We start from the raw sequence: 25,950 nt of genomic DNA, 5'->3' as shown, positions 1-25,950 counted from the left end.
GACTTCCTTAAGCTCCCTTAATAAAAAAACCCTGCATTGGCAGGGTTTAATTGAGCTTATATTAACTATTTACTGGTCACAAGTGATTAGTCATCACCACTTAGTGCCATAAAGATATGTAATAAAGAAATAAACAAGTTATATATTGAGGCATACAGTGTAATAGTAGCTAAAATATAGTTAGTTTCACCGCCATTAATAATCTGACCCGTTTGAAACAGGATCAGCGCACTGGCAAACAGCATAAAACCACATGAGATAGCCAGGCTAAAACCGCCAATATCGAATACCAATGACATCACAACAGCAATCATTAACACAATTGCACCTGCGGTGATAAACCCTCTTAGAAAAGAGAAGTCCTTTTTCGTCATTAACGCATAACCAGAAAGACCTAAAAAGATTGCTGCGGTTCCACCTAGTGCATTCACAACGATTGATGTACCAGCAGCTGTTTGTAAAAACATGCCAATAATTGGGCCAATTGCGTACCCCACAAATCCAGTGAATGCAAAGACAGCAGCAATCCCCCAAACACTTCGACAAAGCATCTGAGCCAAAAAGGATAAGCCTATGAAACCACCCAAAAATACCCAAGGGTTTATAGGTGCAGAAAAGCGGAATACATAAGCCATCACCGCAGAAAAGCCTAATGATAGACTTAATAATATGTAAGTGTTCTTTAACACTTTATTAGTTTCAAGAACCGAGCGCTCAATAGTATGCGCTGTTGCTGTAGCAGCTGTTACTTTATTCTCGAACACGTCCACCTCCCCGTTTGATGATTTTTTGTGCAATTGAGAATCTTTTAAATGATCATACCTGGTACTTCATATAAATCAAGAAATTAGACTGTTGACTCTCCAAAAAAATTCAGTAAGATACGCCTCGTGTTTCGGGGGCGGCCAAACAGTACTTTGGCAAGCGGCGAGATGTAACAGACCTCCTTGGATAGAGGGAGCAACGTTCAATATATGATGTATTAAATCAAAATTAACACATCAAAATATTAAAAGTTGCAATGTTATACCAAGCCGTTATAATCCAAACCGAAATTCAATTCCGGAGAGGTGGCTGAGCGGTTGAAAGCACCGGTCTTGAAAACCGGCGAGGGCTAATACCCCTCCCAGGGTTCGAATCCCTGCCTCTCCGCCATATTAAGATCTAGAAAAGCCGTCTACTTAGTAGACGGCTTTTTTTATTGTCTAGCAAGACGGGTTAATACCTGTCAATCCATCAAAAGCGTTATTCTGCTGTGTCTGACACTGGTCAGCGTCTTAGTATTCAGAGTACCATAGTGGTTTAACTAGCGCTCTCATACAAACAGCACATAACACGAATTAGCACAACATGGCCAAATCATTAAAATGGAGAAGTATCCATTGCAATACAAGTGGCTATTACAAAATACTTGAAAGGTATAGGTCTTCGCCATTCACTATGAATCAACAAATTAATAATTCAGTCATACATTTCGAATTACCTGATGCATGCTTGCAATGACTATTTAATCTGGGTTACTACAGGATTGATCTGCTTAGGTTGCTAGCTCATGATCCATACTTTTCTTAAACAACAAGATTTCCACCATGCTTTTTCCAATGCCACACTTGGCCGAGGTAAACACTGCTTTAAAGCAGGCCAGGTGCTCAGTGTTCGAATTGATCAAATTCACCCAAATGCAGTATCGCTGATCAGCCATATTGATAATCATGAAGCCTCGCCTCATGAACAGCACATTATCATCCGTAGAGAAGTGGGAAACTCATCTATTAATGGCGATTGTACATGCACTACAGGCTTTAATTGCAAACATGTTGTAGCAGCCTTACTACATTTTATTGAGTATCAGCAGCAACCTTTACTGCAACAACTCAAACAGAATCAAACTGCTGCAGAAAAGCAACCATCTGTCCCCGAAAATCAGTGGGCTGTATGGTATCAGCAATATCAACGACGCAAACCAACAACGCCTGAAGCCTATAAAACGATTGAGCTACCCTCAGCTTCAGATATTTCTCGTCAGCCAACCGTACTGTATCTATTACAACCTTTAACCAGCGCAGCAAGTACTGAACTTTTTTTCTCTATTGGTCTGTATCAACAAGGTGTAAATGGCTGGAAATTAATCAAGCCACTGACAGGCAATGTAACAGCTCACCCAGCGTTAACACGAGAAGATCAGGTCATCATTAGCGCATTAAAACCTATTTCTGATATGTTTGCGTTTGATAAACGCCTGCAACCAACAATCAATAGTGAGCTACTCAAGCGCTTGATCACAACAGGTAGGGCCTATTTAACACAGACTGAAGGCCATAAGTTATTTTTAGACAAGTCTAGGCAAGCATCTTTAAGATGGGCTGAAGTTAAAGGGCACTACAAACTTGAAATAGTCCTCCAGAACACACCTAAAGACTGGATATCAATAGCGACAACACCCACATTTTATATAGATGAAACCTCTGGTGCCTGTGGTATTATTGAGCAATCTTTAGATAGCAGCTTATTTGATGCCCTTCGTTATATGCCTGGCATAAGTGCTTCACAATTTGACGAGTTGAGTGCATTTATTCAGCAAGAAAAGCTTTCACAGGTACTGCCTTTACCCTCACCAGAAACGACGATTAATCCCACAGAATCACCCAAACCTAAATTGCTAATCCAGTGGGTTGAAACACATTATGTTGTAAATGCCTTATTTATTTATGGTCAACAGCACTTCCTTGCGGGTGATACAACAGCTGATACATACCATACCTTTAGTATTAAGCAAGGCCAATCTGTCACGCTGAAGCGAGATTTAACTCAAGAAAAAATATTAACAACTGAGCTGCTGACAGCATTAGCGGTGTTTACAGAGCATTGCCAGCTAACAACAGATATCAAGCTGCCATTCCCTTTACCCGATGCGAAAGAAGACCCCATCAGTAACTACCAGTTTTTTAGCCAGCAGCTTAATCAACTAACGCAAAAGGGTTGGACTGTTGATATCAAAGACAGCGCTGAAAAACTATTTATTGAAGCTGAACAATGGTCAATTACTTTACAACCCGAAACACAAAGCCAGGTACTACTTAATCTCACCATAAATATTGATGGTGAAGATATTGCGCTACTGCCATTGCTCATCGACTGGATGAAGCGCACAACACTGCAGCCTGATGAACCATTACCTGATCCTGTTGTATTGCTACACCCAAATGGCCAACGCTGGATTACCTTGCCTGTAGAAGATGTTGCACCAATCATCGGTATTTTGGTTGAGCTTTATGAACGCCCGACATTAAAGCGGAAACAAGGCCTTTCATTGCCTAAAGCGATTTTGGGTAGAATTCATCAGTTAACCGAACAACTGCATAATATCCATCGTCAGGGAGACAAAGCACTTTTTGGGCTAGGTAAGCAGTTGAATCATGACCTGATGGAAGTGGTGATGCCTCCTAAGGGACTTAAAGCGCAGCTTCGAGACTATCAGCATCAAGGCTTGAACTGGTTACAGTTTTTACGAAAATACCATCTAGGCGGTATCCTGGCCGATGACATGGGCCTAGGTAAAACACTGCAAACTCTTGCCCATATTCTTTATGAAAAAGAGAAGGGAAGGCTGAAACAACCTGCACTGATCGTTGCGCCAACTAGCTTATTGGAAAACTGGCAGCAAGAGGCAAACCACTTCACTCCTCAATTAAAAACATTGATTTGGCACGGTACAGACCGAATGAAACTTTGGTCGCAGATAGCGGGTAACCACATTGATATGATCATTACCAGCTATGGCACCTTACAACGAGATGCTACTCATCTATCAAACACACCTTTCTATTTAATGGTCCTTGATGAAGCCCAGTCCATTAAAAATGCCCGCTCGAAGGCTGCAACAGCGGTACGCCTGATCGATGCTCAACATCGTTTGTGCCTAACAGGAACACCTATCGAAAATCATCTTGAAGAGCTTTGGGCGCTGTTTGACTTCCTTACTCCAGGACTGCTCGGCACTAGACAACAGTTTCGTCGGCTTTACCGAAAGCCCATTGAGCAACAGGAAAGCAGTCAAAGTCAGGCTGAACTTACCCAACGTATTCGGCCATTCTTACTCCGTCGTACCAAAGCCCAAGTCGCAAAAGAACTACCCGCCAAAACTGAAATGACCAAGCTGGTATGCCTTACTGGCAAGCAGCGGAAGTTATATGCCACGTTACGTGAGGTTATGGCGAATAAAGTGTCTAACTTGATCGCAGAAAAAGGCTTAAAACGTAGTCAAATTGAAATTCTGGATATTCTTTTGAAACTACGTCAGGTCTGTTGTGACCCACAGCTTGTTAAGCTCCCTGAAGCTCAACAAGTCACCCAGTCTGCTAAACGCGAAATGCTTATTGACATGTTAGAGCAGCTGGTGGCTGAAGATCGAAAAATTCTGGTTTTCTCGCAATTTACCAGCATGCTGCAATTAATTGAAAAAGAGTTAACTGACAAACAATTACCCTATGTAAAACTTACAGGGCAAACTCGAAATCGACATGCAGTTATTAAAGAGTTTCAGCAAGGTGATATCCCTATCTTCTTACTCAGCCTTAAAGCAGGGGGGGTAGGATTAAACCTAACCGCAGCTGATACAGTCATTCACTATGACCCCTGGTGGAATCCTGCTGTTCAACAGCAGGCTACCGACCGAGCCTACCGCATAGGTCAGGACAAGCCAGTATTTGTCTACCGCTTAGTGACTCAGCATAGCATTGAAGAACAAATGCTCATGTTACAAGCAAAAAAACAACAGTTGGCTGATGCTTTATACAATGAAGCCCCCACCGTTAAAACATCACTGACTGACGAAGACTTACAGCTACTACTACAGCCATTTGACCAACATGAGTAACTTAGCAATCCACATGTAATTTATACCCAAAACGAAGGGTTTTTAGGGGAGGCCGTCAAGCGATGAAGCCCCTGGAGCTTATATTAATAAGTGACTGGGGTGGCAGTTAAATGCTCCTGCATATACTGCATTCCCACCATCCTTGGTGGTCAAGAGCGCTGACAACAAACCCTAAAAATGATTCGTGAAGGGTATATTAAAAACCATGAAGCGTTTTGATTTCATCATAAGTACCCTATTTTTTGAGGGTGGCAAGCGCTTCATTAAATTTCTTTACAATGGTTTCATGATTAGGATTTTTTCGGCTTACCGCAAAATGTAATGGATTCTCACTGAGGGCATTATCAACAAACTCAACCTTGCCCTCAGTATCTTTTGCTTTATTCGCAATCTCATATTTAGCTACCCACTCATATTCCAAGGTCAGATCGATTCGCTTAGAAAGTAGTTTTTTTAAATTCAAGACAAATGTTCTTGCAGGCTCTTTTTTAAAAAAAAATGCATTATCAAAATCAGCTTGATAAGCATAGTCACGAGCAATTCCAATTTTGTATGGTTTAAGATCTTCCAACGTTTTATAGGTAATCTTTTCACCTTTGCGCTTAATAAATTTAATTCGGTTCACTAAGTACGGCTCAGCATAATTGAGTTGTTTAGCGCGTTCATCACTATACCAGGCAATATAAATCGCATCATAATCCCCATCAAAAGGCCATTTAATGCCCGTGCCCATGGCACAATATGTCATAATCAGCCTTGATCAGAATATTGGTCACTAAATCAGTAGAGAAGCCCTTATTCACTAACTCCTCTCCAACAAAGGGAGCCCATGAATTTGCTGCAATTTTTAGTTTTTCTGCAGTCACATTACCTATTGAAAACAAGCTAATCAATAAAACCGTCAACAGTGATTTCATGATAAGTTCACCTACTTTTTAAGGAAGTATGCTCATATATATTCACTTCAAAACATTTTTTTATAATTTAATCTTGTTCAAAAAATGATTGGCTGTGAGTTCATTCCTGTTTTTCTACCCCAATCCATGTTCAATAGTTAAGTACATAATTCCAAATTCTGCTGACTAATACCTAATATCCAAGGTTTATACTGTAAAATACCTCTTTAAAGGTATAAACCGACACTATAAATATTATTCCCTACAGCCAACGTTAACGTCATCAAAGTAGAAAGTGATCAGCAAAAAAGTCAAAAACCAAGCACGATAAATAATGTCGAACAGTTTGCAACATAGCCAACAGTTTAAAAGCGCAATTCCAGGTATCATGCACCTATCACCTGTTGTAATCCCGTTCTAAAGGGTATGCCTCGTTAATATAAGGGATAGGATCATAATATGCGGCGAGTGGACCGTTACCTGAAACTGATTGATAACCAGCTAAAACCTGTTTGGGAACGTTTATTTCCTGTTAATGAATATCAGATTGGCATTAATTTTAGTTGGTCAAATCAAGCAGGTGAACGACCCAGTTTATTTTTAAGTCATCGCCAACATCCTTATTTTAAAGGCCATGGTTTTTCGATTGAAAATGAAGCGATGTATAACTATTTCCATGAAAACGCCGCATTACACCCTTCATTATTTCAATACGAACTTAATGCATTAATTCGCAGTTGTTGTTTACCCCTTGATGAGTATCCTTTGCAACGAGACTTTGTCTATGCTGGACTCAACTTACTACTTACCAATTCGGCTAATGAACCTGCCAGCAAGCCAGCATTTCCTATCAATTATGATGTGCTGCAGCCAGACCAGTTTCCATACCCCGCACTCTTAACGTGGACTGATCAGACATGTGCTGTGTTGGTGCTAGCCCACACAACAGACCAAGCCATTGTGCGCCTTATGCAGCCACTAAAAGGAACTCATAACGGTTTAAGTGAAGACGACCAAGCTCTACTGAGCTTGTTTATTGAAGACAATGGCTATTTACGTATCCCTACAGGTCATATCCTTACTGTTAGCCTGCGTTATATTGATTTTCCCGCGAATTGGTTTCAGTACATATGTGAGCCCAACAAGCAAATTATTATGACTCGACTGGCATTAATTTATTGTGCGCAATCTGGTCATACCTCAACAACCCCCATGCACCAGCACACCAGTAAAAATGCACCTCCTAAGCTATCACTCATTAACTGTGAACCAGAATTAGACCTACCAGAGGAAGAAGTAAACCTAACCGTTGACGCAGGAACAATGCCTCCAACACCACCTAAAACCAATCGCTGGTTATTGCCATTGACAATTTCTCTGCTAACACTGTGCCTTTCTGCTGTCGTACTCATTAAGTGGTTGTAGGCACTACTTATAAGCGCTACACCTGAAGCGATTCCTTAACTCGACATAAACGAATAATGGATTTCACTTCAGGAATCATTGGCGGTGCAACACTAAAAGACCTTAACCCCAGGCGTAACAGTGATGAAATATGCTGTTTATTAGCCGCAAGTTCACCACACAGTGAAACGGGTATTTGTTTTTGACTATTGGCTATAACCTGACGTATCAAGCTCAAGACGGCAGGGTGGTGTTCTATATAATAGCTACTGACAGACATGTTTTCTCGGCCTGCTGCCATGGTATATTGCGTCAAATCATTACTGCCAATGCTGATAAAATCCGTCAGTGGTAACAGTTGCTCAATACATAATGCTGCCGCTGGTGTTTCAACCATAAACCCTAGTGGTGGCACCTGACGGTAACCTTTCTCAGCGACAACGTCCTGCAACATTCTTCTGACAACTAAAATATCTTCTTTCAGGGTCACCATTGGAATTAAAATGGTCACTTTCATTGTCAATGAAAGCTTCGCCAGTACTTCAAGCTGAGTCTTAAGTAAATCGAGGTTTTCACGTAATAATCGAATCCCTCTAAGCCCTAAAAAAGGGTCTGGCTCATCAGGCAAACTGAGACTTGGTGGTCTTTTATCTCCACCCGCATCCAATAACCGGATGACTAGTGGCTGATCTCTCACCACATATAAAGCTTCACGGAGATAGCTATAAAGCTCCTCTGCACTGGGCACCATTTTATTACTTAGATAAACCCCTTCTAATCGATACAAACCAATCCCATCGCATCCCTGGGCTTTTGCATTTAATACATCTTCAGGGGAGTTCACATTAGCCATCACAGAAATCTGCTCACCGTCAGCACTTACTGCGGGGGCAAACCGTTGTTGCTGTGCCTTACGAAGGCGCTTGCGCTGATTTTTAACAAGATCCCGAAACCCAAGAAATGTCTCTCGATCAGGATCAACGACAACCGAACCATTGTCGCCATCCAGCAGCAATAACGAACGGTTGGTAACCGTATTAAAAATATCCTGAACATGGCCTACACAAGGAATACCTAACTCACGGGTTAGTAATGCCGCATGAGAGCCTAACCCACCTTGCTCCAAGATCACTCCAGCGGCTGCTTGTCGGGATAAGTAAATCGTATCTGAGGGTAACAGTCGTCTAGCAACCACCACACTGTGAGGTGGAAGACGCTCCAGCATGTGCGCTTGAATACCTCCCAGCGACATTAAAAGACGACGACACAAGTCTTCAATATCATCTGCTTTACTCCGAAAGGCTTCATCTTTAGCATCACGAAACTGTTCCGCTAAGCGTCGAAAAACAATTTTAATCACTTGTTCTGCATTGATTTGCTCTGTCCGGAGCGTGTCCTTAAGCTGATCAAGTAACGTCAAGTCATCCAACATCATCGACTGAACTTGAAAAATATCAGCTACTTCATCATTTAAATGCTCCTTGGTATTTTGGGCTGAGTGCATCAAGTCATCTTGTACATCATCAATCGCAGTATCAATACGATCATACTCATTCGTCAGTTGTTGTTTACTTACAGCATAGTGATCATGCTCACGCCAGAGAATATCCTGGTAATGATAAGCTCGTCCCCATGCAAGACCAGAAGAAACTGATACACCATTAACCAGTTTGTTTTTGCACGTTGTGGCTCTCAAATTGATATCCTTCAATACTAACCTCATCACACCGGTGTCAAATAAACTTCGCTACTTTAATTAAGCTACGTGTCAATTAATCGATTGTTCACTCAACCTATACATTCCTTATCGAAAGAATACACGACCAAATTTTGATAAAATATAGAGCAGCCCTAATGACTACAAAAGATGTTCATTTTTAGAGGTTAACAAACTCTGAATAGAATGATATACAAAGGTCAACCCCATTAAACGACTTACGCCGTTTACTTTTGCTCAGTCCAAAATGAGATAATGATGAATCATACCTCTCCAGACCTAAAAACCATTGAAGATGCACTGCAAACCGCCTGGATTTTCGATGGTAAAGGTGGAGGACAAAAATTAACCCCTGAGCAACTTTTGACACCTCCTCATCCTGATCGTTTTGTATGGATCCACCTAAGGCGTGATACCCCAGACCTCGATTCATGGTTAATAGGTGAACTTAAACTACCTGAAGCTATAAGTTTAGCGCTTTTATCGGAGGATACTCGTCCACGTTGTGAGCTCTACCTGAATAACTGTTTACTCAATTTGCGAGGCATTAACCTAAATCCAGGTGCAACGCCTGAAGAAATGATTTCTATTCGATGTTGGATTCAAGGAAAGCGCTTAATCACTCTCAGCAAATATCACTTCGTAACCGTGAATGAGCTTCAACAGCAATTTATGAAGGGCATTTACCCTAAAAGCACTGCAGAGCTGCTTGTTTGGTTAATATCAGGACTCACAGATAAAATGGCTATTTACCTTGAACAGCTTGATGAGCAACTTGATAACTTAGAAAATAATGATGACTTAACCGCCACTTCACGTTTGATCCGTGAAGTCACACAGCTGCGTAACCAAGTGACTCAATTAAGGCGATACATTGCCCCCCAAGTCACCGCCTTATCAAACTTGATCCTTAGTCAACTTTCATGGTTAAACCATGAGCAAGGTTTTAGCTTTCGCAATGTACAAGATGAAGTGACTAGGGTAACGGAAGAGCTAGAAACCATGCGGGAACGTGCCATTATTATAAAAGATAACCTACAACAACAACTTTCTGAAAAGTTAAACCGTAACACCTATTTACTTACAGTTGTTGCCGCAATTTTTCTACCGATTAGTTTTCTAACAGGATTATTAGGAATAAATGTGGGAGGATTACCAGGCACAGAAAATACTGATGCTTTTTTGATCGTTTGCATTATTACAATTATAACAGTTGTTATTGAATTAACTCTTCTGAGGATGTTAAAAATTTTTTAGCTTTGGCTTTAAAACCCATAGAGTTAACGTCGAGCAACGATAAACAGACGACGAAAGGGGAATAAAATATAACCATTTTTTTGCTTAGGATAAGTTTGCTGATACCCCTGTAATATTTGTTGCTCAAACTCCTCCTGCCACTCTCTATTTGCAAGCGCGGCTAAATAAGGACGTAAACCTGTACCTCGAAACCAGTTAAGAATAGCAAGATGATTTTCCATCAAGTGATAATAACAGGTTTCCCAAATATCAATATATGAGCATAAAGGCGCTAATACATTGTAATAAAATGCTGTTTGCTCTAATGTCACCGCTTTAACAAACGTCCTAAAGCGTTTATGCCAATAAGCTGAGTCAACTAATTCATGTACAACCTGATAAAGTGGAGCATCCAAGTTGGCTGGCATCTGTACAGCCAATATTCCTGAAGTAGAAAGTTGAGCGATCAATTGAGGAAATAATACCTCATGGTTTGGTAACCAGTGCAATACAGCATTGGCAAACAAAATATCGACAGGATCAGAAGCCTGCCAGCGACTTATATCGGCTTTGAGCCAGTTAGCCTGCAAACTGCTTTGTTTGGCTTTATTCAGCATTTCAGGAGACTGATCAATACCAATTATCTCCGCATGCGGCCAACGATTTCTTAATTCTGCAGTACTGTTACCAGGACCACAGCCTAAGTCGACAACCCATTCCGGCTGTTCACATGAAATGCGGTGAATTAAGTCTTGAATAGGTTTTAATCGCTCGCTGGCAAACTGTAAATAACTGTCAGGGCTCCAAACAGACATTTCCTTATAACTCTCTGCATGAAATAAATACTCATTAATGTCACTCAAAAAAGTCTAGTGTGCACCTCTAACAATGCACTTTTTCTAGAGGTACCCTAGCATCAAAACTGGACAGTCTGCACAATGAACATCTTTGCCAAGCTTCAAGTACTAATGACAGTATGAATGAAGCAGGGCAGAAGAATAAAAGCCACTTTTAATCTTTCTAAGGTTTTATGGCATAGCGAAGTTTAACGACAGTTGTCTGAAAGAATGCTAAAAGTAAAGGAGAATATAGCACTATTAACCCTACCAAAATACCAGGCATGCCTTCATAGATTACCGTGTGCCAGCCTAAATATCGCCAGATTAATGCAACAGATAATCCTGTTATTATTGCGAAGAGACTGACTCTAGGCTTTGGATTCCCTCCCAAACATAAGCAAATCAATAGCGGGGCAAAAGCACTGGCAAGTGACGACCAGGCCATAATAACTAAACTAAATACTGTTTGTTGATTAAAAATCGCCCACATTAGTGCCAGTAATGTAATTAATCCGGTCGTTATCTTTAACACCCATGTGTTTTCAATGTTATGGGGTAATAAATCATGGGTCAGTGCTGATGAGCAACTTAATATTAAAGAATCTGCAGTGGAGATAGTTGCCGCAAAAATACCGGCTAATACCAAACCAACCATAAAAGGAGATAACAGCTCTAAAGCCATCGTTGGTAATGCTAATTCAGCATCAAACGCATTTGTATCACTTAAATAAATTCTTGATATCATACCAACAATCGTTGCCATGACATAAAATGCCACAAACCATGTGTAGTACCAGTGTCGTGCCTGTCTCATTTTTGTGGCACTACTCAATGTCATAAAGCGCACCATAATATGTGGCTGGCCAATCACTGATAACCCAGCAAAAGCCCAACTAACCCCAAACAGTACTCCCCCCATAATGCCTGGCAAAGCCAAATCTTTTGGAAACCAGTCTAAAAAACCGTCAACTTTACTCATCTCCATAATCACTTGAGATGGGCCGCCAAAAGATACTGTTGCAACAACTAACATGACAGCCATGGCCGTAATCATGACAACTGACTGAGCAACATCGGTCCAAATTGAAGCGCGAATCCCACCAGATAAACAATAAAACATAACCAAAAAAGCACCTATGGAAGCGCCGGCCCAGACGGGCCAGCCTAACAGCACATGTAGTGCTTTACTTCCAGCCACCAGCTGCGCACTGGCATATGCCAGTAAAAAAACGAAGGATATCAGTGCAATAACACGTTGTAACAGCATCGCTTGCCGGCCATGCCAGTGATTAAGCACGCCAGCAAAACTGACCTCATCAGTCTGTCCTGTCGCTTTCCTCAGCCGAGAGTGAACAAATGTCGACGCTAAATAATCCCCGGCAATCCAACCAATCATTAACCAAATAGCGGCCAACCCTGTTACATAAGTGTAACCAATGACACCAATAAACATATAGCCGCTGTTATTGGTTGCAACAGCAGATAACCCTACAAAAGCTGGAGATATTGACTTACTTGCCAAATAATAGTCTTTTTTGGTACCACGACTTACCAGTGTTGAACTAACCCCAATGAGTGCAAACAAACCTAAAAAAAGTAAAAAACTAAAAACCATTATTACACCTAATACTGATACACTTCTTGTTTTATCGAACTTCAATCACTGATTTGATATTTGATAATATCAGTCAACATATTTGCAGAAGAACAGTTAAAACAACGAATTATTTTTTATTAGAATCTGCTTTACTTCTAAGTCAGATTATTTTTTTGAGATAAAGCCATAACAACATTTAACCATTATTAGGCTTTAATATACCCAATACGAAGGGTTTTTAGGAGCGGCCGTCAAGCGATGAAGCCCCAAGCGCTTATATTAATAAGTGACTGGGGTGGCAGTTAAATGCTCCTGCATAAACTGCATTCACACCATCCTTGGTGTTCAAGAACGCTGACAACAAACCCTAAAAATGATTCGTGAAGGGTATAGAATAAGTATTTAGATAACGGGAAGGTGACTGATCATGGTTGAATAATATCAGTGTTATCAACCTGTTTTTTTATTAATCTTAAATATACCCCAGCACAAATGGCCCTTGACCCCACCATCAATCCAATGACTTAATCCTTTTTTCATTTGATTTAAGTAAGTGATGTTAACATGTTTTTTAAGCTCCTTTTCCCTTCGTTCCGTTTCATTTAATACAGACTGGTAATGTCGTGTTAATTGAACGCTATAGTCATAATACAACATATCTTTAAATCCAGTTTGATATGCAATATTACGATAAAATGCGGGACTTGCCAAAGCAGACAAGTGAATACGATCTAAAATAGGTTGTAATACGCCGTTAGGACAATGATCTGTTTGCATAGGATCGCAAAAAACAAAGCAGCCTCCAGGCTTAAGTACCCTTGCAACTTCCTCAAATACTTTTCGTTTATTAGCACTATGGAGTATGGCATCTTGGCACCAAACACGCTCAAAACTGTTATTATCCAAAGGCATAGCTTCAAAAGAGCCATCAATTACTGTAATCTGGTCAGACAAACAATCCTGTTCATTCAATTGCCTGGCTCGCTGATTTTCTTTTTCACTTAAATTCAACGCCGTAATTTTACAATCAAATGTCTTTGCTAAATAACGTGCAGCCCCACAATAACCAGACCCAATATCAAGCACCCTGGTTGACCTGTTTATGTCTGACAAATTGGCCATTTTACGAACGGTTCGATGACTCGCTTGTTTTATAGTATCTGCATCATTTTCATACAGTCCAATATGAATATCATCTCCTCCCCATATATGGGCATAAAAATTATCTGCATCACAACTATTATAATATGCCTTCGTTTTATTGACTTCTAGGCTATGAGATTCATTCATTTTTACGCCTCACTATAACTGTTTTTATACTCTTTTTCGGCCACGTGGATTAAAAAATCTGGTTCATTAGCTTTAAATGTCTCCTGAAAGTCGCCAAATGTTTCGAGCTGTTGAAAACCAACTTCATGTAATAAGCGACGTAAGTACTGTTTACGCAGGGGAAACATATTTAAATGATATTGACTACCATCAGGAAAAAAATAACGAAATCGCGCTAAGCCAGAATCAATATACTCAGGTTCAGCTACAACAGTTTCCCCACAATAATAATATTTGTGCTTTGAGTTATAGCCTTCATCAAGTATTGAATCATAGTTTCGTTGATCTAAAATCAACAGTCCATCATGATTTAATGTAGCGTAATACTCTGCAAGCGCCTTTCTCCGATCCCGCTCATTAAATAAATGCGTAAATGAATTTCCCAGACAGATAACCGCATCAAATTGTTCATGAATTGTGCGATTAAGCCAACGCCAATCAGCCTGCACAGCACGTAAAATATGACCTCGGGCTTTTGCATTTTCAAATGCTTTCGCCAACATGGCAGGACTGCCATCGGCACTGACCACATCAAACCCAGACTCAAGCAGGCGAACAGAATGAAAACCTGTCCCCGTCGCAACATCTAACACCTTCTTTACACCTCGTGAACGCAATTGCTCAATAAAAAAATTGCCTTCAGTCTCCCATCGTCGATCCCAATCAATAAGCTGATCCCACTTTTCGACAAATGTCGTTACATATTCATCTTTGTAATGTTCTGTATCCCTGACTTCATTAGGCTTATCACCAAATGACTGGTTAAATTTCGATAGGTAATAAGCATTACTAGATTCAACATTTTGCATAATAATCTCTTCATTTACGTTAGAGTTTTTCTGCATCGCGCTAAAACGATATAGTCAATCCCACAATGTCTACACATCAAGCCAAAGCCATTAACGTAACGACTTGCTGAGAGCTAGCTTACAACTCAGTGTAATAACAATAATTAACCACTTGTCGCATAAAATATGCACACCGTTTTATCACAGATGTCTGGCAAATGTTGGTAATTTGCACAACAAGTTGAATAACAGCAACGTCCCTTATGCTGTTATTTAAGACTGGCAATAAAGCCCACACGATGAATGATGGGCAATAATTAAACCAAATAAAGTTGACAGGCTGGTGACACTTATCTTTAAACACTACAAATATTTTATAGCATCAACATAAGGAATATATTTTATTTTTAATTCGCCAATATAGTTTTACATTTACCACAAAAAATATAATTTAGCAAAAAATTAATCAAACGTTCATGCCTTAATAGCTTAATCCGCTGATTTTAGTGAATTATGAGGACCAAATACTTCATAAAAGAGTTGGTCTGATGATACATGTTTTATAGCCATTAATTGTTGATAAATATTTTCCATAAAGGATAAAGGTCCACATAAATAGTATTGGTGATCAGGACTAAATAATGACTTATTTAATAAACCTAAATTCATTATTCCTGCATAGTCATAATCATGGAACTTACGATCTTTAGTATCTGGTTTTCGATACCATGTATAGGTTATTAAATTCGCATATTGTTGCTTTAAAACTGACAGATACCGACCAAATGCGTGAACATCACCGTGCTCACACGCATGCAAAAAATAAATTTTTTCAGCATGCTGCCTATCCAAAAGACTTTCTAACATACTCATCATCGGTGTCACCCCAACACCTGCGGATATTAATACTACGGGTGTTTTATGATCTGCTTGCAGATAGAAATCCCCTGCAGGAGGCAAAATATTTAGTTTATCTCCTACACTGACTTGCTCGTGTAAATAATTAGAAACCAAACCTGGCTGTGGATACTGCTCTCGCTTCACACTGATTCGGTAGGTTTTTCCATTTGGCTTATCCGAAAGTGAATATTGTCGAATCTGTTGATACGCTGAGGCAGAACCTGAAGGCGTAATGACGCTAAGATATTGCCCAGGTTGAAAGTCCATTACCGCTTCACCATCCTCGGCGGCTAACACAAATGACGTAATACACTCGCTTTCACGTTCCTTGCTAATCACACAAAATGAACGAGGTCCTCGCCATCCACCGGCTACAGCTTCTCGCTGCTCATAAAGCAGGCCTTCTCGTTGGATAAAAATATCAGCAAGGACCGCATATGCTTTTTCCCAGGCCGCAAGCACCTCTGGTGTTGCAGCATCAGGTGCAAGTTCTTGTAACGTTGCTAGCAGATGCTGTCCAACAATAGGGTAGTGTTCAGGCAAAATCATAAATCCCGTATGTTTTTGCGCAATATGTTCAACCATTTGCGCTAAACGATCAGGTTCATGTAAATGTTTGGCATAGGCCAAAATTGCCTTAAAAAGTGCTTTGGGCTGGGTAGTGTTGTGTTGATTACTGAGGTTAAACATATGCTTGAGTTCTGGGTTCCACTTAAACATACGCTGATAAAAATGCGTTGTGATTGCCGTATTAGCATGTTCTAACAAAGGAATAGTAGCCTGAACAGTTGCAATAGTTTGCGCGTCGAGCATGTTCTTAAGCTCCAGAGTAAGAGGTTATTTTAAAGTTGCATTTCAAATACATATTTTAAAATATGTATCTTAAATATATATTTAACCTGAAGCAAGTCATTTAAGTTAACTACTCTAACCCTGTATGAAGCTCACACAATACACTGACTATGGTTTACGGACCCTTATTTACCTGACTACATTACCAGACAACTCATTAACCAGTGTCGGAGATGTGGCTGTACGCTATGACATTTCACGAAACCATTTGGTAAAAGTCGTCAACCAGTTAACTAGGCTCGGGATTATTTACAGTGTTAGAGGTAAAGGCGGGGGGATTCGGTTAGCTAAAAAGCCAAGAGAAATTATACTCGGCTCGGTCATTCGCGCCTTAGAAGGTAATTTACAAGCTGTTGAGTGCCATGCACCACGCTGCAAACTGGTTGAACATTGCGCATTACAACAAGCTTTGGCAAAAGCTATGGAAGCGTTTTTAAGCGAAATGGACTGCTATACCTTGGAAGATATCACCCAAAATAAGACAGAATTGATTCAACTATTGACTATTTCTTCATAAGTCAATAAAAACGTACTAAAAATTAAAGCGGTGGTTACATTTGCCTCAATGCAAATGGCATCGCCTGTTAAAAAACATTAAACCACGTCACAAAGCGAATAATTACTTAAAGTAATCAGCGATTATCAACCTAAAAGACTGTCGTTATACCGCAAGTTCCCTATAATAATTTTCCTTATAGTTCACATTAAAACATGCTTCAGGAAACCCTATATTTATCAGGAATATACGTTTTATGCTGCTTAATCGTATGCTGCTGGTTGGCATTACCAGTATTTTTTTTATGTACGCCCCTTTTAATATGGCTGATGGTTTATATCATTTACGAGGTAAACTGCAACTGGGCAAACAGCAATTCGATACCATTTCAATTGACTTGGAAAGCAATAAAGAAGCCAGTATTTTCTTATCAGACCAAAAAACCCGCTTGGAGTTTCTACTCACCACATTACCTGATGGAAAACTCTCTTTATTAGCCAAATTAAAAACAAATCACTCTTTAAAAAGCAATGATTACCTCTTCCTTCCCGAACACATCATCAAACCCAATCAGCAACAAACACGTCGTAGGGTAGACCCTAACTCAAACACTTCCATTATTTGGCAGGTACTTATTAAGGCATCACTAAAAAAAGCAGAAGGGTAGTCACCTTTTTGAGCAAAGGTTTGTGATGCAAATAGTGTAAAAAAAGTATATTTTGAAGTCACCTGATCATAGTTGACTATACTTGACTAATAAATACACCAACACAAGCGAGCGTTATGTCTCAGACAAAACAATGGCTGACGATTCAGATTGGAGAAGTGTGGTGTCTTCATGAAACCAGCGTGATTAGAGAAATCCTCGACTTCATTGCGCCTGTTGGTGTTGCAGGCGCTCCTGAGTTTGTAAGTGGTATCATTAACTACCGGAGTGAAATTCTCACTCTTATCGATGCCAGCAGTATACTACATTTGAATTATACTAACCCCACACACGATCAAAAAATCATCACTTACGAAATCAATCATGGTATTTATGGGCTAAAAGTCGATGGTGTCGGAGAGATATTAAATGCCACTGAAGACATTATTGAGCAAAGTGAATCCCCCCTTGATGACCCCTACAGACTTATCATTGGTTCAGTTGAAATAAATGGCCAAATATTTTGTGCTATTGATATACCCACATTTATTCATAATTATCTCACCATCCATAAATCAGACTAACCTTCCTATTCCTCAAAGCTTCATTTACCAATAAAGATCAAAGGCTGTTAATGTCTGGTACACTGGTATTCTTTTTCGGCATGTTTTCAGGCTTAAGTTGTTTAGCAAACTCTTCCATTGGCGCTGCATCCACTTTATCACTGTCGAGTGCTGGTCCACTTTCCATATAGGCCACCAATAATTTTGCCACACACTCAAGCGCAGATAAGTGTGTCCGTTCATAACCATGAGTCGCATCTGTGCCGAAGGTGATGAGTGAATGACGGATATCATGACCTGCCTGCACAGCAGATAATGCGTCACTGTAATAAAAACGAAACACATCACGCTGATAGGGAATATTTTTCTCTTTACACAAATTGATTAAGTGTCTCGACAGGTGATAATCAAAGGGACCACTGGAATCTTTCAGCGCAACGGTTACTCCAAACTCTGTCGAGTTCTGACCAGGTGCAACAGGCGCAATATCAACCCCAACAAACTCTGTCACCATTTCATCCAAAGCATGGCCCACCCCCGATCCCACTTCCTCTGTCAGTGTAAAAATTGGGTGACAGTCAATCGCCAAAGGTATGTTATGTTCAAGAACTGCTTTTAAGGCCGCAAGTAGCGCTGCTGTTCCTGCTTTGTTATCTAAGTGACGGGATACAATAAATCCATTATCAAGTAACTCCGGATTAGGATCAAAGGCAATAAAATCCCCAACCTCCATACCTAATTGACGTACATCATCTGCAGTATAAACATGCTCATCAATACGCACCTCAATCTGATCCCAATTAATGGGCTGGCTATCAATAGCCTCATTAAAGGCATGTCCTGCTGCTAACAGTGGCAAAACCGTTCCTCGAAAACTGCTATTATCAGAAAAGATGGTAACACGAGCACCTTCCGCAAAACGGCTTGACCAGTGACCAATGGGGGTAATACTTAGCCGTCCATTACCTTTAATTTCACGTAGCATCGCGCCAATAGTGTCAAGATGGGTCACAATCGCCCGATCAGGACGCTGCTCAGCACCTTTTAAGTGAGCTCGAATCGTACCTCGTCGCGTCAAATCATAACTAATACCCAACTCTTGTAGCTTATTACAAACGTAATAAACGACACGATCTGTAAATCCTGTAGGGCAGGGAATTGCAAACAGCTCCAACATAATTTGCTGCAAATACCCCATATCAATTGGAATGTCGATGCCTTTATTCATAGCAGGATTAATCCTTCCAGCTGGATAGCTTAATGCTGTTTCGTCATTGGAAATAACATATCAACAAATCGTTGTGCAGTTGGGTGTGGCTCGTGATTTGCCAGTCCTGGCCGTTCATTTGCTTCGATTATGACATAGGTAGGTTGCCCAGGATTGGGCACCATAAAATCAATGCCCACAACAGGCACACCCAATGCTTTCGTGGCCTCCAGAGCAGCTTGTGCTATCTCCGGATGCAAGTTATCCGTTACATCATGCAAAGTTCCCCCTGTATGCAAATTAGCTGTTTTGCGTACTTGGAGCACCTCTCCTTGTGGTAATACATCATCCATCATCCAACCCGCCTGCTTAACGCAACGGATGGTCTCCTGATCAACTGGGATCGTACTCTCACCCCCCGTTGCAGCCTGACGGCGTCGACTCTGCTTGCTAATCAATTGCTTAATAGAGCTCGCGCCATCCCCAACAATTTCTGCAGGCTTTCGAATCGCGGCCGCAACAACTTGGTCATCAATCACTAACACCCGTAAATCAAAACCGTGATGAAAACTTTCCAGTAAAACCTGGGAGGACACTTGCCTAGCATACTGGATGGCTGTTTTCACCTCATCCAGTGTTAATAGACCCACTGATATACCTTGACCTTGTTCTGCATCCAGAGGTTTAACGACAACGGATCCCACTTTATCAATAAAAGCCTGAATTTTTTCCGTACTGTCATCTTCAACTAACAAGGCCTCTGGTACTTTTAGACCGGCACGCATTAGCGTCTTATGGGTCAACCATTTATTTTGGCAAAGCTTACACGCATAGGCTGATGTGATATCCGTTAATGACTCATTGCAGCGAATGACCCGCCCACCATGGCGTAAGGTAAATAAACTTTCAGCAGCATCGTCAACAAGGACTTCAATACCACGAGCAAGTGCCTCATCAATAATAATCTGTGCATAAGGATTTAGCTTAAGGCAAGCCTGAGGTCCTACAAATAATTTTTCATTAATGGCATTTTTCTTTTTAACCGCAAAGGTATTTAAGCGCTCAAATCCTAGTTTTTTATAAAGTGCTTTAGCACTTGAATTATCATGTAAAACAGATAAGTCCAGGAACTGACAGCCTCGTACCTGAAAATATTCTACAAGATAACGAACCAGTGCTTCACCCACTGCACTGTGTTTACACTCTGGCGAAACCGCTAAGGACCACAAACTACTGCCTTTATCAGGGTCATCAAATAGTTTTTCATGGTTAAGCCCCATCACCGTACCAACCACTTCACCAGACTTTCGATCTACTGCCACTAAATACAACAGTTTCTTTGAGCGCCGGTGCTGTAAAATATGCTTAACCGGAATAGGAACCATACCCCGTTTTAATAAAATGGTATTCATCGTCTCTGCATCATGACTCGAAGTCGCTCGACGAACGGTAATACTACTGATAATTCGTTGCCGAGGTCGGTAATTCGTCATCCATAAACGATAGGTGTCTGATGGATCCAAAAAGAATGATTGTGGTGCATTAGCCAATAACACATGAGGCTGGTCAACGTAAAAAGCAATGTTTCGTTGGCCTGAAGGCTCTTCTAACAGTGGCTTTGCAATCAAGTCTGTGGATGCAAACGTATGCCCCATAATCAACGTTCCCCAACCACAATCCACTGTGACATTGTGAGGCTGACTACGGTCATTTTCCTCCCGCAAACAGGCAGCTTGCAGCTGTTCAAATGAAGGCTGTTGTTTTCGTACAATCCGTGACCGATTACGCAAACGGGTAGTCATGTTAAATACCTTGTGCTTGAAACCAAAGCTCAAGTAATCCCAGCTGCCACAATTTTGAACCGCGTAATGGCGTAATATGAGCCTCAGGATTCCGGTATAACCTATTTAAATAAGCGGAATTAAATAATCCTCGCTGTTTAGCTTGAGGTTGATGAAGCGCCTCAGTAATTTGATTTAGCACTGTACCCTTCAGATATTTCAACGCAGGGACAGGAAAATAACCTTTTGGTCGATCAATCACCTCAGCAGGTACCCACTGTCGTGCTAAACGCTTTAGCAGCCACTTGCCATCACCTTGTTGAATTTTCATCGCAGGAGGCATTTTAGCCACCAGTTCAACCACCTCATGATCCAAGAAGGGCACCCTTGCTTCTAAACCATGGGCCATAGTCATGTTATCCACTCGTTTAACGGGATCTTCAACCAACATCACTGTGGTATCTAAACGCAAGGCTTTATCCAATGGGTGTGGCGCTCCAGGTTGTGCAAAATGCGCTTTAACCCAGTCTCCCGCTTCGTCGTTGGCAACAAACCAGGATGAATTAACAGTTTCCTCATACTCTTTAAAGCTTCTATCAAAAAAAGCTTGGCGGTAACAGTTATAAGCATCCTTAGTGTCCAATAAGGGTGGATACCAGTGATAACCTGCAAATATCTCATCTGCACCTTGACCACTTTGGACCGCGTGGCAATGTTTAACCACTTCCTGAGCCAGTAAATAAAAGCCAATACAATCATGGCTCACCATGGGTTCAGACATCGCTTTAATAGCCTGAGGCAGGGTGTTAAGCAATTCCTGCTCAGTCACCCGCCAACGGTGATGAGTCGTTCCAAACTGCTTGGCTACCATGTCAGAGTATTGAAATTCATCACCTGCTTCGTGACCCACAGTATCAAAGCCAATGGAAAAGGTCTGAATTCCTGAGCCTTTAATTTCTGCTAATAGCGCCACCAACAAACTTGAATCCACTCCACCTGATAGCAAAATACCCACATCGACAGCAGCCACATTTCGGCGGCGTACTGACTGAAGCAGTGTTTCTTGTAGCATCATTTGCCAATCATCCACTGACTGAGTTTCATGATCAGCTGATCGCTCGTAATTAACTTGCCACCAACAAGCTTGCTGAACACTGCCATCATCATTGACTTCTAACCAGTGACCTGGAGGCAACTTGCGAATGTCTTTAAAAAGGGTTGAAGGTGCAGGTACTACCGCATGAAAATTCAAATAAAACTGTAACGCGACAGGGTCTAACTCATGAGATACTTGTGAGCTATGGAGTAATGCAGGCAAAAAAGAAGCAAAACGGAAAAATTGTTGATTTTTTACATAATAGCAAGGCTTAATACCCAGCCGATCTCGGGCTAAAAAGAGCTGGCTACCATCAACACGCCAAATGGCAAATGCAAACATCCCATTAAAACGGTCCAGGCATTTTTTTCCCCATGCATGATAGGCTTTTAAAACCACCTCAGTATCAACATCCGAAAAGAAGTGATAGCCCTGATCAATTAATCTTTTTCTAATTTCCCGGTAGTTATAAATAGCACCATTAAAAACAATGCCTAGTCCAAGCGTCATATCAACCATTGGCTGTTGCGCTTCATGAGATAAATCCATGATTTTTAAACGACGATGGGCAAATAGCTGGTTATTTTGAGCAAAAATACCTGAAGCATCAGGCCCTCGTGTTGCCTGCATTCTATTCGCGATATCAGCAAAACTTAGATCAGGACTCTGTTGATCAAAACGAAATTCGCCTGCAATCCCACACATATGATGTATAAATCCACTCTTGAATTGTTTAGCTGGTTAAAATTTGTATTAATCGGGCAACGTACCTGTCACTCTCCTGTCATACCAAGCGCAGTGATACTTGTCATAGCCTATCCTTGTTATATAAAATATTTATAACACAAAATATTTTAATGCGCAAAAAGCAGAGCAATGCACCAAACCAAACATAAAACAGGCAAAATATAGTATTAAAAAAAAGCATCCTCACATAAAGATAAACTATAATACTTTGAGTTAAAATCATTGTAATCCGATTACAGCCTCCTAAGCATAGTCTAAAGAAGTGCAATGTCATCAAAAATCTTACTCAACAAGCTACCCCAAACAGTAACTTGACACTCATCACAAAAAGTCAATTCCTTTTGAAAAGGAGCACTACTGACTTATTTTTGTCACAGAATAAACGTATAAGAGATACAATCTTTTAACCACAAGGTTAAGCCAAAACGCTTGCTATAGATCAAGCAAAAAATTTGTCGTATATAATACAGTTAAACACCTAAAACAATAGTTTTTTACGATCACTATTTTAGTGAAAGTAACATGGACGCCATACACTAAAAAAATAACAATATATAATAAAAACCACTTTACCAAAAAGCAAAATTTAATTTAGAGAAAATAAATAAAATAAAATCTAATTAAAACAATTTACACCTGTATCTCGTTATCCACCAGCAAGGCTTGACTTATATTTCAGCACCACAAATAGCAGATACGGCTAAAAAACATGTTAACAAAGCATTAAATGACAATTCAATTGTCCAACAAGTACGTTGTATTTGTTGTAGGGCACTTCTAAAAATAGTGTTTTTTTTGTAAGAGCAAGGAAGCACTGCACAGAGGTTTGCAGTATATAAGGAATACATGAGGGCTAAACAGCGACTGCATGTTTATCGATGGCAGCCTCAAGTATTTATTAATGCTAGCAGGGCCGTGAATACAGCGCTGACACCACCATCACGAAAAAAGTACATTTTTAGAGGTACCCTCTAGTGTTTTAACTATCAATTAATTGCTTATATTTATAGGTTAGCAACTGAAATACATTTTTATAAATTTCGTTTTATAAATGGTTTTCAGCAATTACAAGAGAGTGATATGTAATGACTTACTGAAAATCGTTTGTATAAACCCTTAGCGTTGTTTTTAGGAATCTATACCCAAAACGAAGGGTTTTTAGAGGCGGCCGTCAACTGATGAAGCCCCAGGAGCTTATATCAATAAGTGACTGGGATGAAGAACGCTGACAACAGCCCCTAAAAATGATTCGTGAAGGGTATATCAAACAGTTAGAGTCGCTTTTTCAGCATTGACCAATAGACCAGGGGCTCGCCGTATACTCACAAGGCATGCGTTAGCGAATTATAACAATCTAAAACCAAAAATAACGACTTAAGGGTTGGGTAAATACACCCAAATAACAGACATCAATTATAAAAATAGCAGCGTATATTTATGATGATGTTCGTTTAATTAGGGTGTGTTTTTCAGCATACCCACAGAGATGGGTATAAAACCGTAGGCAGGTAAAATAATAATATTATCAAGGAATGAATCATGCAATTTACATTACGTAAACTTAGCGCCACACTTCTAGCATTATCCAGCTTAACCATCGCCGGTTTTTCAACCGCAGATAGTTCAATCCCTGTCACCATTGATTTAGTAAGAAACTCTGGTACAGGTTGTCCTTCCGGCACAGTGTCAACCACCGTTGCGCCAGATGGCAAATCATTTGTGCTGGGTTTCGACACCTATATTGCTGAAGTAGGGCCAGGCGTTCCTTATCGGGAAAGCCGGAAAAACTGTACCATCACTGCACAACTTAATATTCCTAACGGTTATTCATTCACCATTGTTGATGTTAATTATCGAGGCTATGCTTCGCTTGATCGTCATGTGAAAGCGATGCAACAATCTCGCTATTTCTTTGCAGGGTTCGCCCAAGAAGCACGCTTGAGAACTAATTTCCAAGGTCCTTATGATGATAACTATTTAATCAGTGACAGATTAGGACTTCACTCTGTTGTATGGTCAAGCTGCGGAGCCAAAGAACCTGTAGTCATTAATACCGAACTTCGTGTTTCAAATGGTCGGTATCGTAGAGCCAGAGGCCTTATCACAACGGATACTATTGATGGTAAATTATCTCACCAATACGGTATTCAATTCAGACGTTGTAATATGAATAGTGAAGCTGAAAACAGCGAATTATCATTCAATTAAAATATAAAAGCAGGCCCTATGGGCCTGCCTCCTGGTTATTTACACTTAAAATCATCATATTCATCGACAATTACGAAACTGTTAAATTTCCTACCTTCCAATACCAACATATTCTTCATTAAATCATTTTACATCTGTCATATTTTAAATGCATAAATTACAACGTTTCCTACGTAATTGAGTTGTTTTTTTATAAAGAAAAATCCGATTGATATGACTATGGCAAAGACAGAAAACTGTCTATTCAAGGATTAATGATGATTAAAGTACTCAGTTTATCTAACGTTTTTACTCTCTTTACAGGTTTAACGCTTGCATCTATTGCCACAGCCAGTAGCTCAATACCCGTTACTATTGACCTGGTTAAAAATTCAGGCACTGGTTGTCCTTCTGGCACAGTTTCAACCACTGTAGCGCCTGATGGCAAATCATTTGTATTGGGATTTGATGCTTATATTGCCGAAGTTGGACCTAATGTACCTTACCGCGAAAGCCGTAAAAACTGTACTTTGACTGCACAACTTAATATCCCTAATGGTTATGCATTTACCATTGTAGATGTCAATTATCGTGGATATGCCTCTTTAGAGAACGGCGTGAATGCTGTTCAACAATCCCGCTATTTCTTCGCAGGCTATCCTCAGGAAGCTCGCCTAAAAACTGACTTTACCGGTCCTTACGATGATAATTACCTTATCAGTGATCGTCTGGGCCTTCACTCTGTGGTTTGGTCAAGTTGTGGTGCAAAAGAGCCCGTGGTAATAAATACCGA

Annotated in this window: 20 protein-coding genes and 1 tRNA gene; 9 read left to right on the top strand and 12 right to left on the bottom strand. The window is 40.4% G+C overall.

Going from position 1 to position 25,950, the window contains the following annotated elements; all coding sequences use genetic code 11:
* Positions 1 to 86: 86 nt before the first annotated feature.
* Positions 87 to 764, bottom strand: a complete 678-nt coding sequence (locus KCG35_RS14290) for a Bax inhibitor-1/YccA family protein (RefSeq protein WP_215820461.1) — start codon at positions 762 to 764, stop codon at positions 87 to 89.
* Positions 765 to 1,064: 300 nt separating this feature from the next.
* Between KCG35_RS14290 and KCG35_RS14285 the strand changes: the two genes are divergently transcribed.
* Positions 1,065 to 1,155: transfer RNA gene (locus KCG35_RS14285), tRNA-Ser, on the top strand.
* A gap of 397 nt (positions 1,156 to 1,552) precedes the next feature.
* Positions 1,553 to 4,876, top strand: a complete 3,324-nt coding sequence (locus KCG35_RS14280) for a DEAD/DEAH box helicase (RefSeq protein ID WP_215820460.1) — start codon at positions 1,553 to 1,555, stop codon at positions 4,874 to 4,876.
* Between the two features lie 235 nt (positions 4,877 to 5,111).
* Here the strand turns inward: KCG35_RS14280 and KCG35_RS14275 are convergent, their stop codons facing one another.
* Together KCG35_RS14275 and KCG35_RS14270 are read right to left on the bottom strand one after the other, a co-directional pair.
* Entirely contained in the window at positions 5,112 to 5,624 is a 513-nt protein-coding gene (locus KCG35_RS14275) for a substrate-binding periplasmic protein (protein WP_215820459.1), read from the bottom strand.
* Entirely contained in the window at positions 5,593 to 5,793 is a 201-nt protein-coding gene (locus tag KCG35_RS14270) for a hypothetical protein (protein WP_215820458.1), read from the bottom strand. Before KCG35_RS14270 ends, KCG35_RS14275 begins: the two co-directional genes overlap by 32 nt.
* Before the next feature lie 438 nt (positions 5,794 to 6,231).
* Here KCG35_RS14270 and KCG35_RS14265 point away from each other — a divergent pair, with 438 nt between their 5' ends.
* The gene (locus KCG35_RS14265) at positions 6,232 to 7,197 is read left to right on the top strand and encodes a hypothetical protein (protein ID WP_215820457.1); all 966 of its coding nucleotides are present in this window, start codon (positions 6,232 to 6,234) and stop codon (positions 7,195 to 7,197) included.
* A gap of 16 nt (positions 7,198 to 7,213) precedes the next feature.
* Here the strand turns inward: KCG35_RS14265 and ptsP are convergent, their stop codons facing one another.
* Positions 7,214 to 8,872, bottom strand: coding sequence for a phosphoenolpyruvate--protein phosphotransferase (gene ptsP, locus KCG35_RS14260; protein ID WP_215820456.1), 1,659 nt, complete (start codon positions 8,870 to 8,872; stop codon positions 7,214 to 7,216).
* A gap of 276 nt (positions 8,873 to 9,148) precedes the next feature.
* Between ptsP and KCG35_RS14255 the strand changes: the two genes are divergently transcribed.
* Positions 9,149 to 10,150 carry a CorA family divalent cation transporter gene (locus KCG35_RS14255; protein ID WP_215820455.1) on the top strand — a complete coding sequence of 334 codons (1,002 nt, stop codon included), beginning with the start codon at positions 9,149 to 9,151 and terminating at the stop codon, positions 10,148 to 10,150.
* A 23-nt stretch (positions 10,151 to 10,173) separates the two neighbouring features.
* Here the strand turns inward: KCG35_RS14255 and KCG35_RS14250 are convergent, their stop codons facing one another.
* From KCG35_RS14250 to hmpA, 5 genes are all read right to left on the bottom strand, one after another.
* Positions 10,174 to 10,944, bottom strand: a complete 771-nt coding sequence (locus KCG35_RS14250; protein ID WP_215820454.1) for a methyltransferase domain-containing protein — start codon at positions 10,942 to 10,944, stop codon at positions 10,174 to 10,176.
* 205 nt (positions 10,945 to 11,149) lie between these two features.
* Positions 11,150 to 12,583 (bottom strand): sodium/proline symporter, encoded by a 1,434-nt coding sequence (locus tag KCG35_RS14245; RefSeq protein ID WP_215820453.1) that lies wholly within the window; start codon positions 12,581 to 12,583, stop codon positions 11,150 to 11,152.
* Between the two features lie 432 nt (positions 12,584 to 13,015).
* Positions 13,016 to 13,855, bottom strand: a complete 840-nt coding sequence (locus KCG35_RS14240) for a methyltransferase domain-containing protein (RefSeq protein WP_215820452.1) — start codon at positions 13,853 to 13,855, stop codon at positions 13,016 to 13,018.
* 2 nt (positions 13,856 to 13,857) lie between these two features.
* Complete coding sequence (locus KCG35_RS14235; protein WP_215820451.1) at positions 13,858 to 14,703, bottom strand: glycine/sarcosine N-methyltransferase; 846 nt, start codon at positions 14,701 to 14,703, stop codon at positions 13,858 to 13,860.
* A 468-nt stretch (positions 14,704 to 15,171) separates the two neighbouring features.
* Positions 15,172 to 16,395: an NO-inducible flavohemoprotein gene (hmpA, locus tag KCG35_RS14230; protein ID WP_215820450.1), complete on the bottom strand. Its 1,224-nt coding sequence runs from the start codon at positions 16,393 to 16,395 to the stop codon at positions 15,172 to 15,174.
* Between the two features lie 124 nt (positions 16,396 to 16,519).
* Between hmpA and KCG35_RS14225 the strand changes: the two genes are divergently transcribed.
* From KCG35_RS14225 to KCG35_RS14215, 3 genes are all read left to right on the top strand, one after another.
* Positions 16,520 to 16,951 carry an Rrf2 family transcriptional regulator gene (locus KCG35_RS14225; RefSeq protein ID WP_215820449.1) on the top strand — a complete coding sequence of 144 codons (432 nt, stop codon included), beginning with the start codon at positions 16,520 to 16,522 and terminating at the stop codon, positions 16,949 to 16,951.
* A 235-nt stretch (positions 16,952 to 17,186) separates the two neighbouring features.
* A complete protein-coding gene (locus KCG35_RS14220; RefSeq protein ID WP_215820448.1) occupies positions 17,187 to 17,597 on the top strand; it encodes a hypothetical protein in 411 nt (136 codons plus the stop codon).
* A gap of 116 nt (positions 17,598 to 17,713) precedes the next feature.
* On the top strand, positions 17,714 to 18,160 hold the full coding sequence (locus tag KCG35_RS14215) for a chemotaxis protein CheW (protein ID WP_215820447.1): 447 nt from the start codon (positions 17,714 to 17,716) through the stop codon (positions 18,158 to 18,160).
* Between the two features lie 37 nt (positions 18,161 to 18,197).
* Here the strand turns inward: KCG35_RS14215 and KCG35_RS14210 are convergent, their stop codons facing one another.
* Genes KCG35_RS14210 through KCG35_RS14200 form a run of 3 tightly spaced genes read right to left on the bottom strand, consistent with a single transcriptional unit; the run spans position 18,198 to position 22,928 of the window.
* Positions 18,198 to 19,367: an osmoprotectant NAGGN system M42 family peptidase gene (locus KCG35_RS14210; RefSeq protein ID WP_215820446.1), complete on the bottom strand. Its 1,170-nt coding sequence runs from the start codon at positions 19,365 to 19,367 to the stop codon at positions 18,198 to 18,200.
* 29 nt (positions 19,368 to 19,396) lie between these two features.
* A complete protein-coding gene (gene ngg, locus KCG35_RS14205; RefSeq protein WP_215820445.1) occupies positions 19,397 to 21,148 on the bottom strand; it encodes an N-acetylglutaminylglutamine synthetase in 1,752 nt (583 codons plus the stop codon).
* A 1-nt stretch (position 21,149) separates the two neighbouring features.
* Entirely contained in the window at positions 21,150 to 22,928 is a 1,779-nt protein-coding gene (locus KCG35_RS14200) for an N-acetylglutaminylglutamine amidotransferase (protein WP_215820444.1), read from the bottom strand.
* Positions 22,929 to 24,509: 1,581 nt separating this feature from the next.
* Here KCG35_RS14200 and KCG35_RS14195 point away from each other — a divergent pair.
* Positions 24,510 to 25,178, top strand: a complete 669-nt coding sequence (locus KCG35_RS14195) for a DUF4360 domain-containing protein (RefSeq protein WP_215820443.1) — start codon at positions 24,510 to 24,512, stop codon at positions 25,176 to 25,178.
* Between the two features lie 254 nt (positions 25,179 to 25,432).
* On the top strand, positions 25,433 to 25,950 hold a 518-nt coding region (locus KCG35_RS14190; protein WP_215820442.1), incomplete at its 3' end, for a DUF4360 domain-containing protein.

The sequence above is a fragment of the Zooshikella harenae genome (assembly GCF_018837975.1).
GTDB classification, from domain to species: Bacteria; Pseudomonadota; Gammaproteobacteria; order Pseudomonadales; family Zooshikellaceae; genus Zooshikella; species Zooshikella harenae.
Note: the sequence above shows the minus strand (reverse complement) of the source record. Positions and strands in the feature narration are given on the sequence as shown.

Excerpts from the sequence above, each read along its gene's own strand:
- KCG35_RS14210 (WP_215820446.1), bottom strand. The coding sequence starts at position 19,367 with ATGAATAAAGGCATCGACATTCCAATTGATATGGGGTATTTGCAGCAA.
- KCG35_RS14220 (WP_215820448.1), top strand. The coding sequence starts at position 17,187 with ATGCTGCTTAATCGTATGCTGCTGGTTGGCATTACCAGTATTTTTTTT.
- KCG35_RS14255 (WP_215820455.1), top strand. The coding sequence starts at position 9,149 with ATGATGAATCATACCTCTCCAGACCTAAAAACCATTGAAGATGCACTG.
- KCG35_RS14235 (WP_215820451.1), bottom strand. The coding sequence starts at position 14,703 with ATGCAAAATGTTGAATCTAGTAATGCTTATTACCTATCGAAATTTAAC.
- ngg (WP_215820445.1), bottom strand. The coding sequence starts at position 21,148 with ATGACTACCCGTTTGCGTAATCGGTCACGGATTGTACGAAAACAACAG.
- KCG35_RS14245 (WP_215820453.1), bottom strand. The coding sequence starts at position 12,583 with ATGGTTTTTAGTTTTTTACTTTTTTTAGGTTTGTTTGCACTCATTGGG.
- KCG35_RS14195 (WP_215820443.1), top strand. The coding sequence starts at position 24,510 with ATGCAATTTACATTACGTAAACTTAGCGCCACACTTCTAGCATTATCC.
- KCG35_RS14250 (WP_215820454.1), bottom strand. The coding sequence starts at position 10,944 with ATGTCTGTTTGGAGCCCTGACAGTTATTTACAGTTTGCCAGCGAGCGA.
- hmpA (WP_215820450.1), bottom strand. The coding sequence starts at position 16,395 with ATGCTCGACGCGCAAACTATTGCAACTGTTCAGGCTACTATTCCTTTG.
- KCG35_RS14240 (WP_215820452.1), bottom strand. The coding sequence starts at position 13,855 with ATGAATGAATCTCATAGCCTAGAAGTCAATAAAACGAAGGCATATTAT.
- KCG35_RS14270 (WP_215820458.1), bottom strand. The coding sequence starts at position 5,793 with ATGAAATCACTGTTGACGGTTTTATTGATTAGCTTGTTTTCAATAGGT.
- KCG35_RS14215 (WP_215820447.1), top strand. The coding sequence starts at position 17,714 with ATGTCTCAGACAAAACAATGGCTGACGATTCAGATTGGAGAAGTGTGG.
- KCG35_RS14225 (WP_215820449.1), top strand. The coding sequence starts at position 16,520 with ATGAAGCTCACACAATACACTGACTATGGTTTACGGACCCTTATTTAC.
- KCG35_RS14200 (WP_215820444.1), bottom strand. The coding sequence starts at position 22,928 with ATGTGTGGGATTGCAGGCGAATTTCGTTTTGATCAACAGAGTCCTGAT.
- KCG35_RS14275 (WP_215820459.1), bottom strand. The coding sequence starts at position 5,624 with ATGACATATTGTGCCATGGGCACGGGCATTAAATGGCCTTTTGATGGG.
- KCG35_RS14265 (WP_215820457.1), top strand. The coding sequence starts at position 6,232 with ATGCGGCGAGTGGACCGTTACCTGAAACTGATTGATAACCAGCTAAAA.
- KCG35_RS14280 (WP_215820460.1), top strand. The coding sequence starts at position 1,553 with ATGATCCATACTTTTCTTAAACAACAAGATTTCCACCATGCTTTTTCC.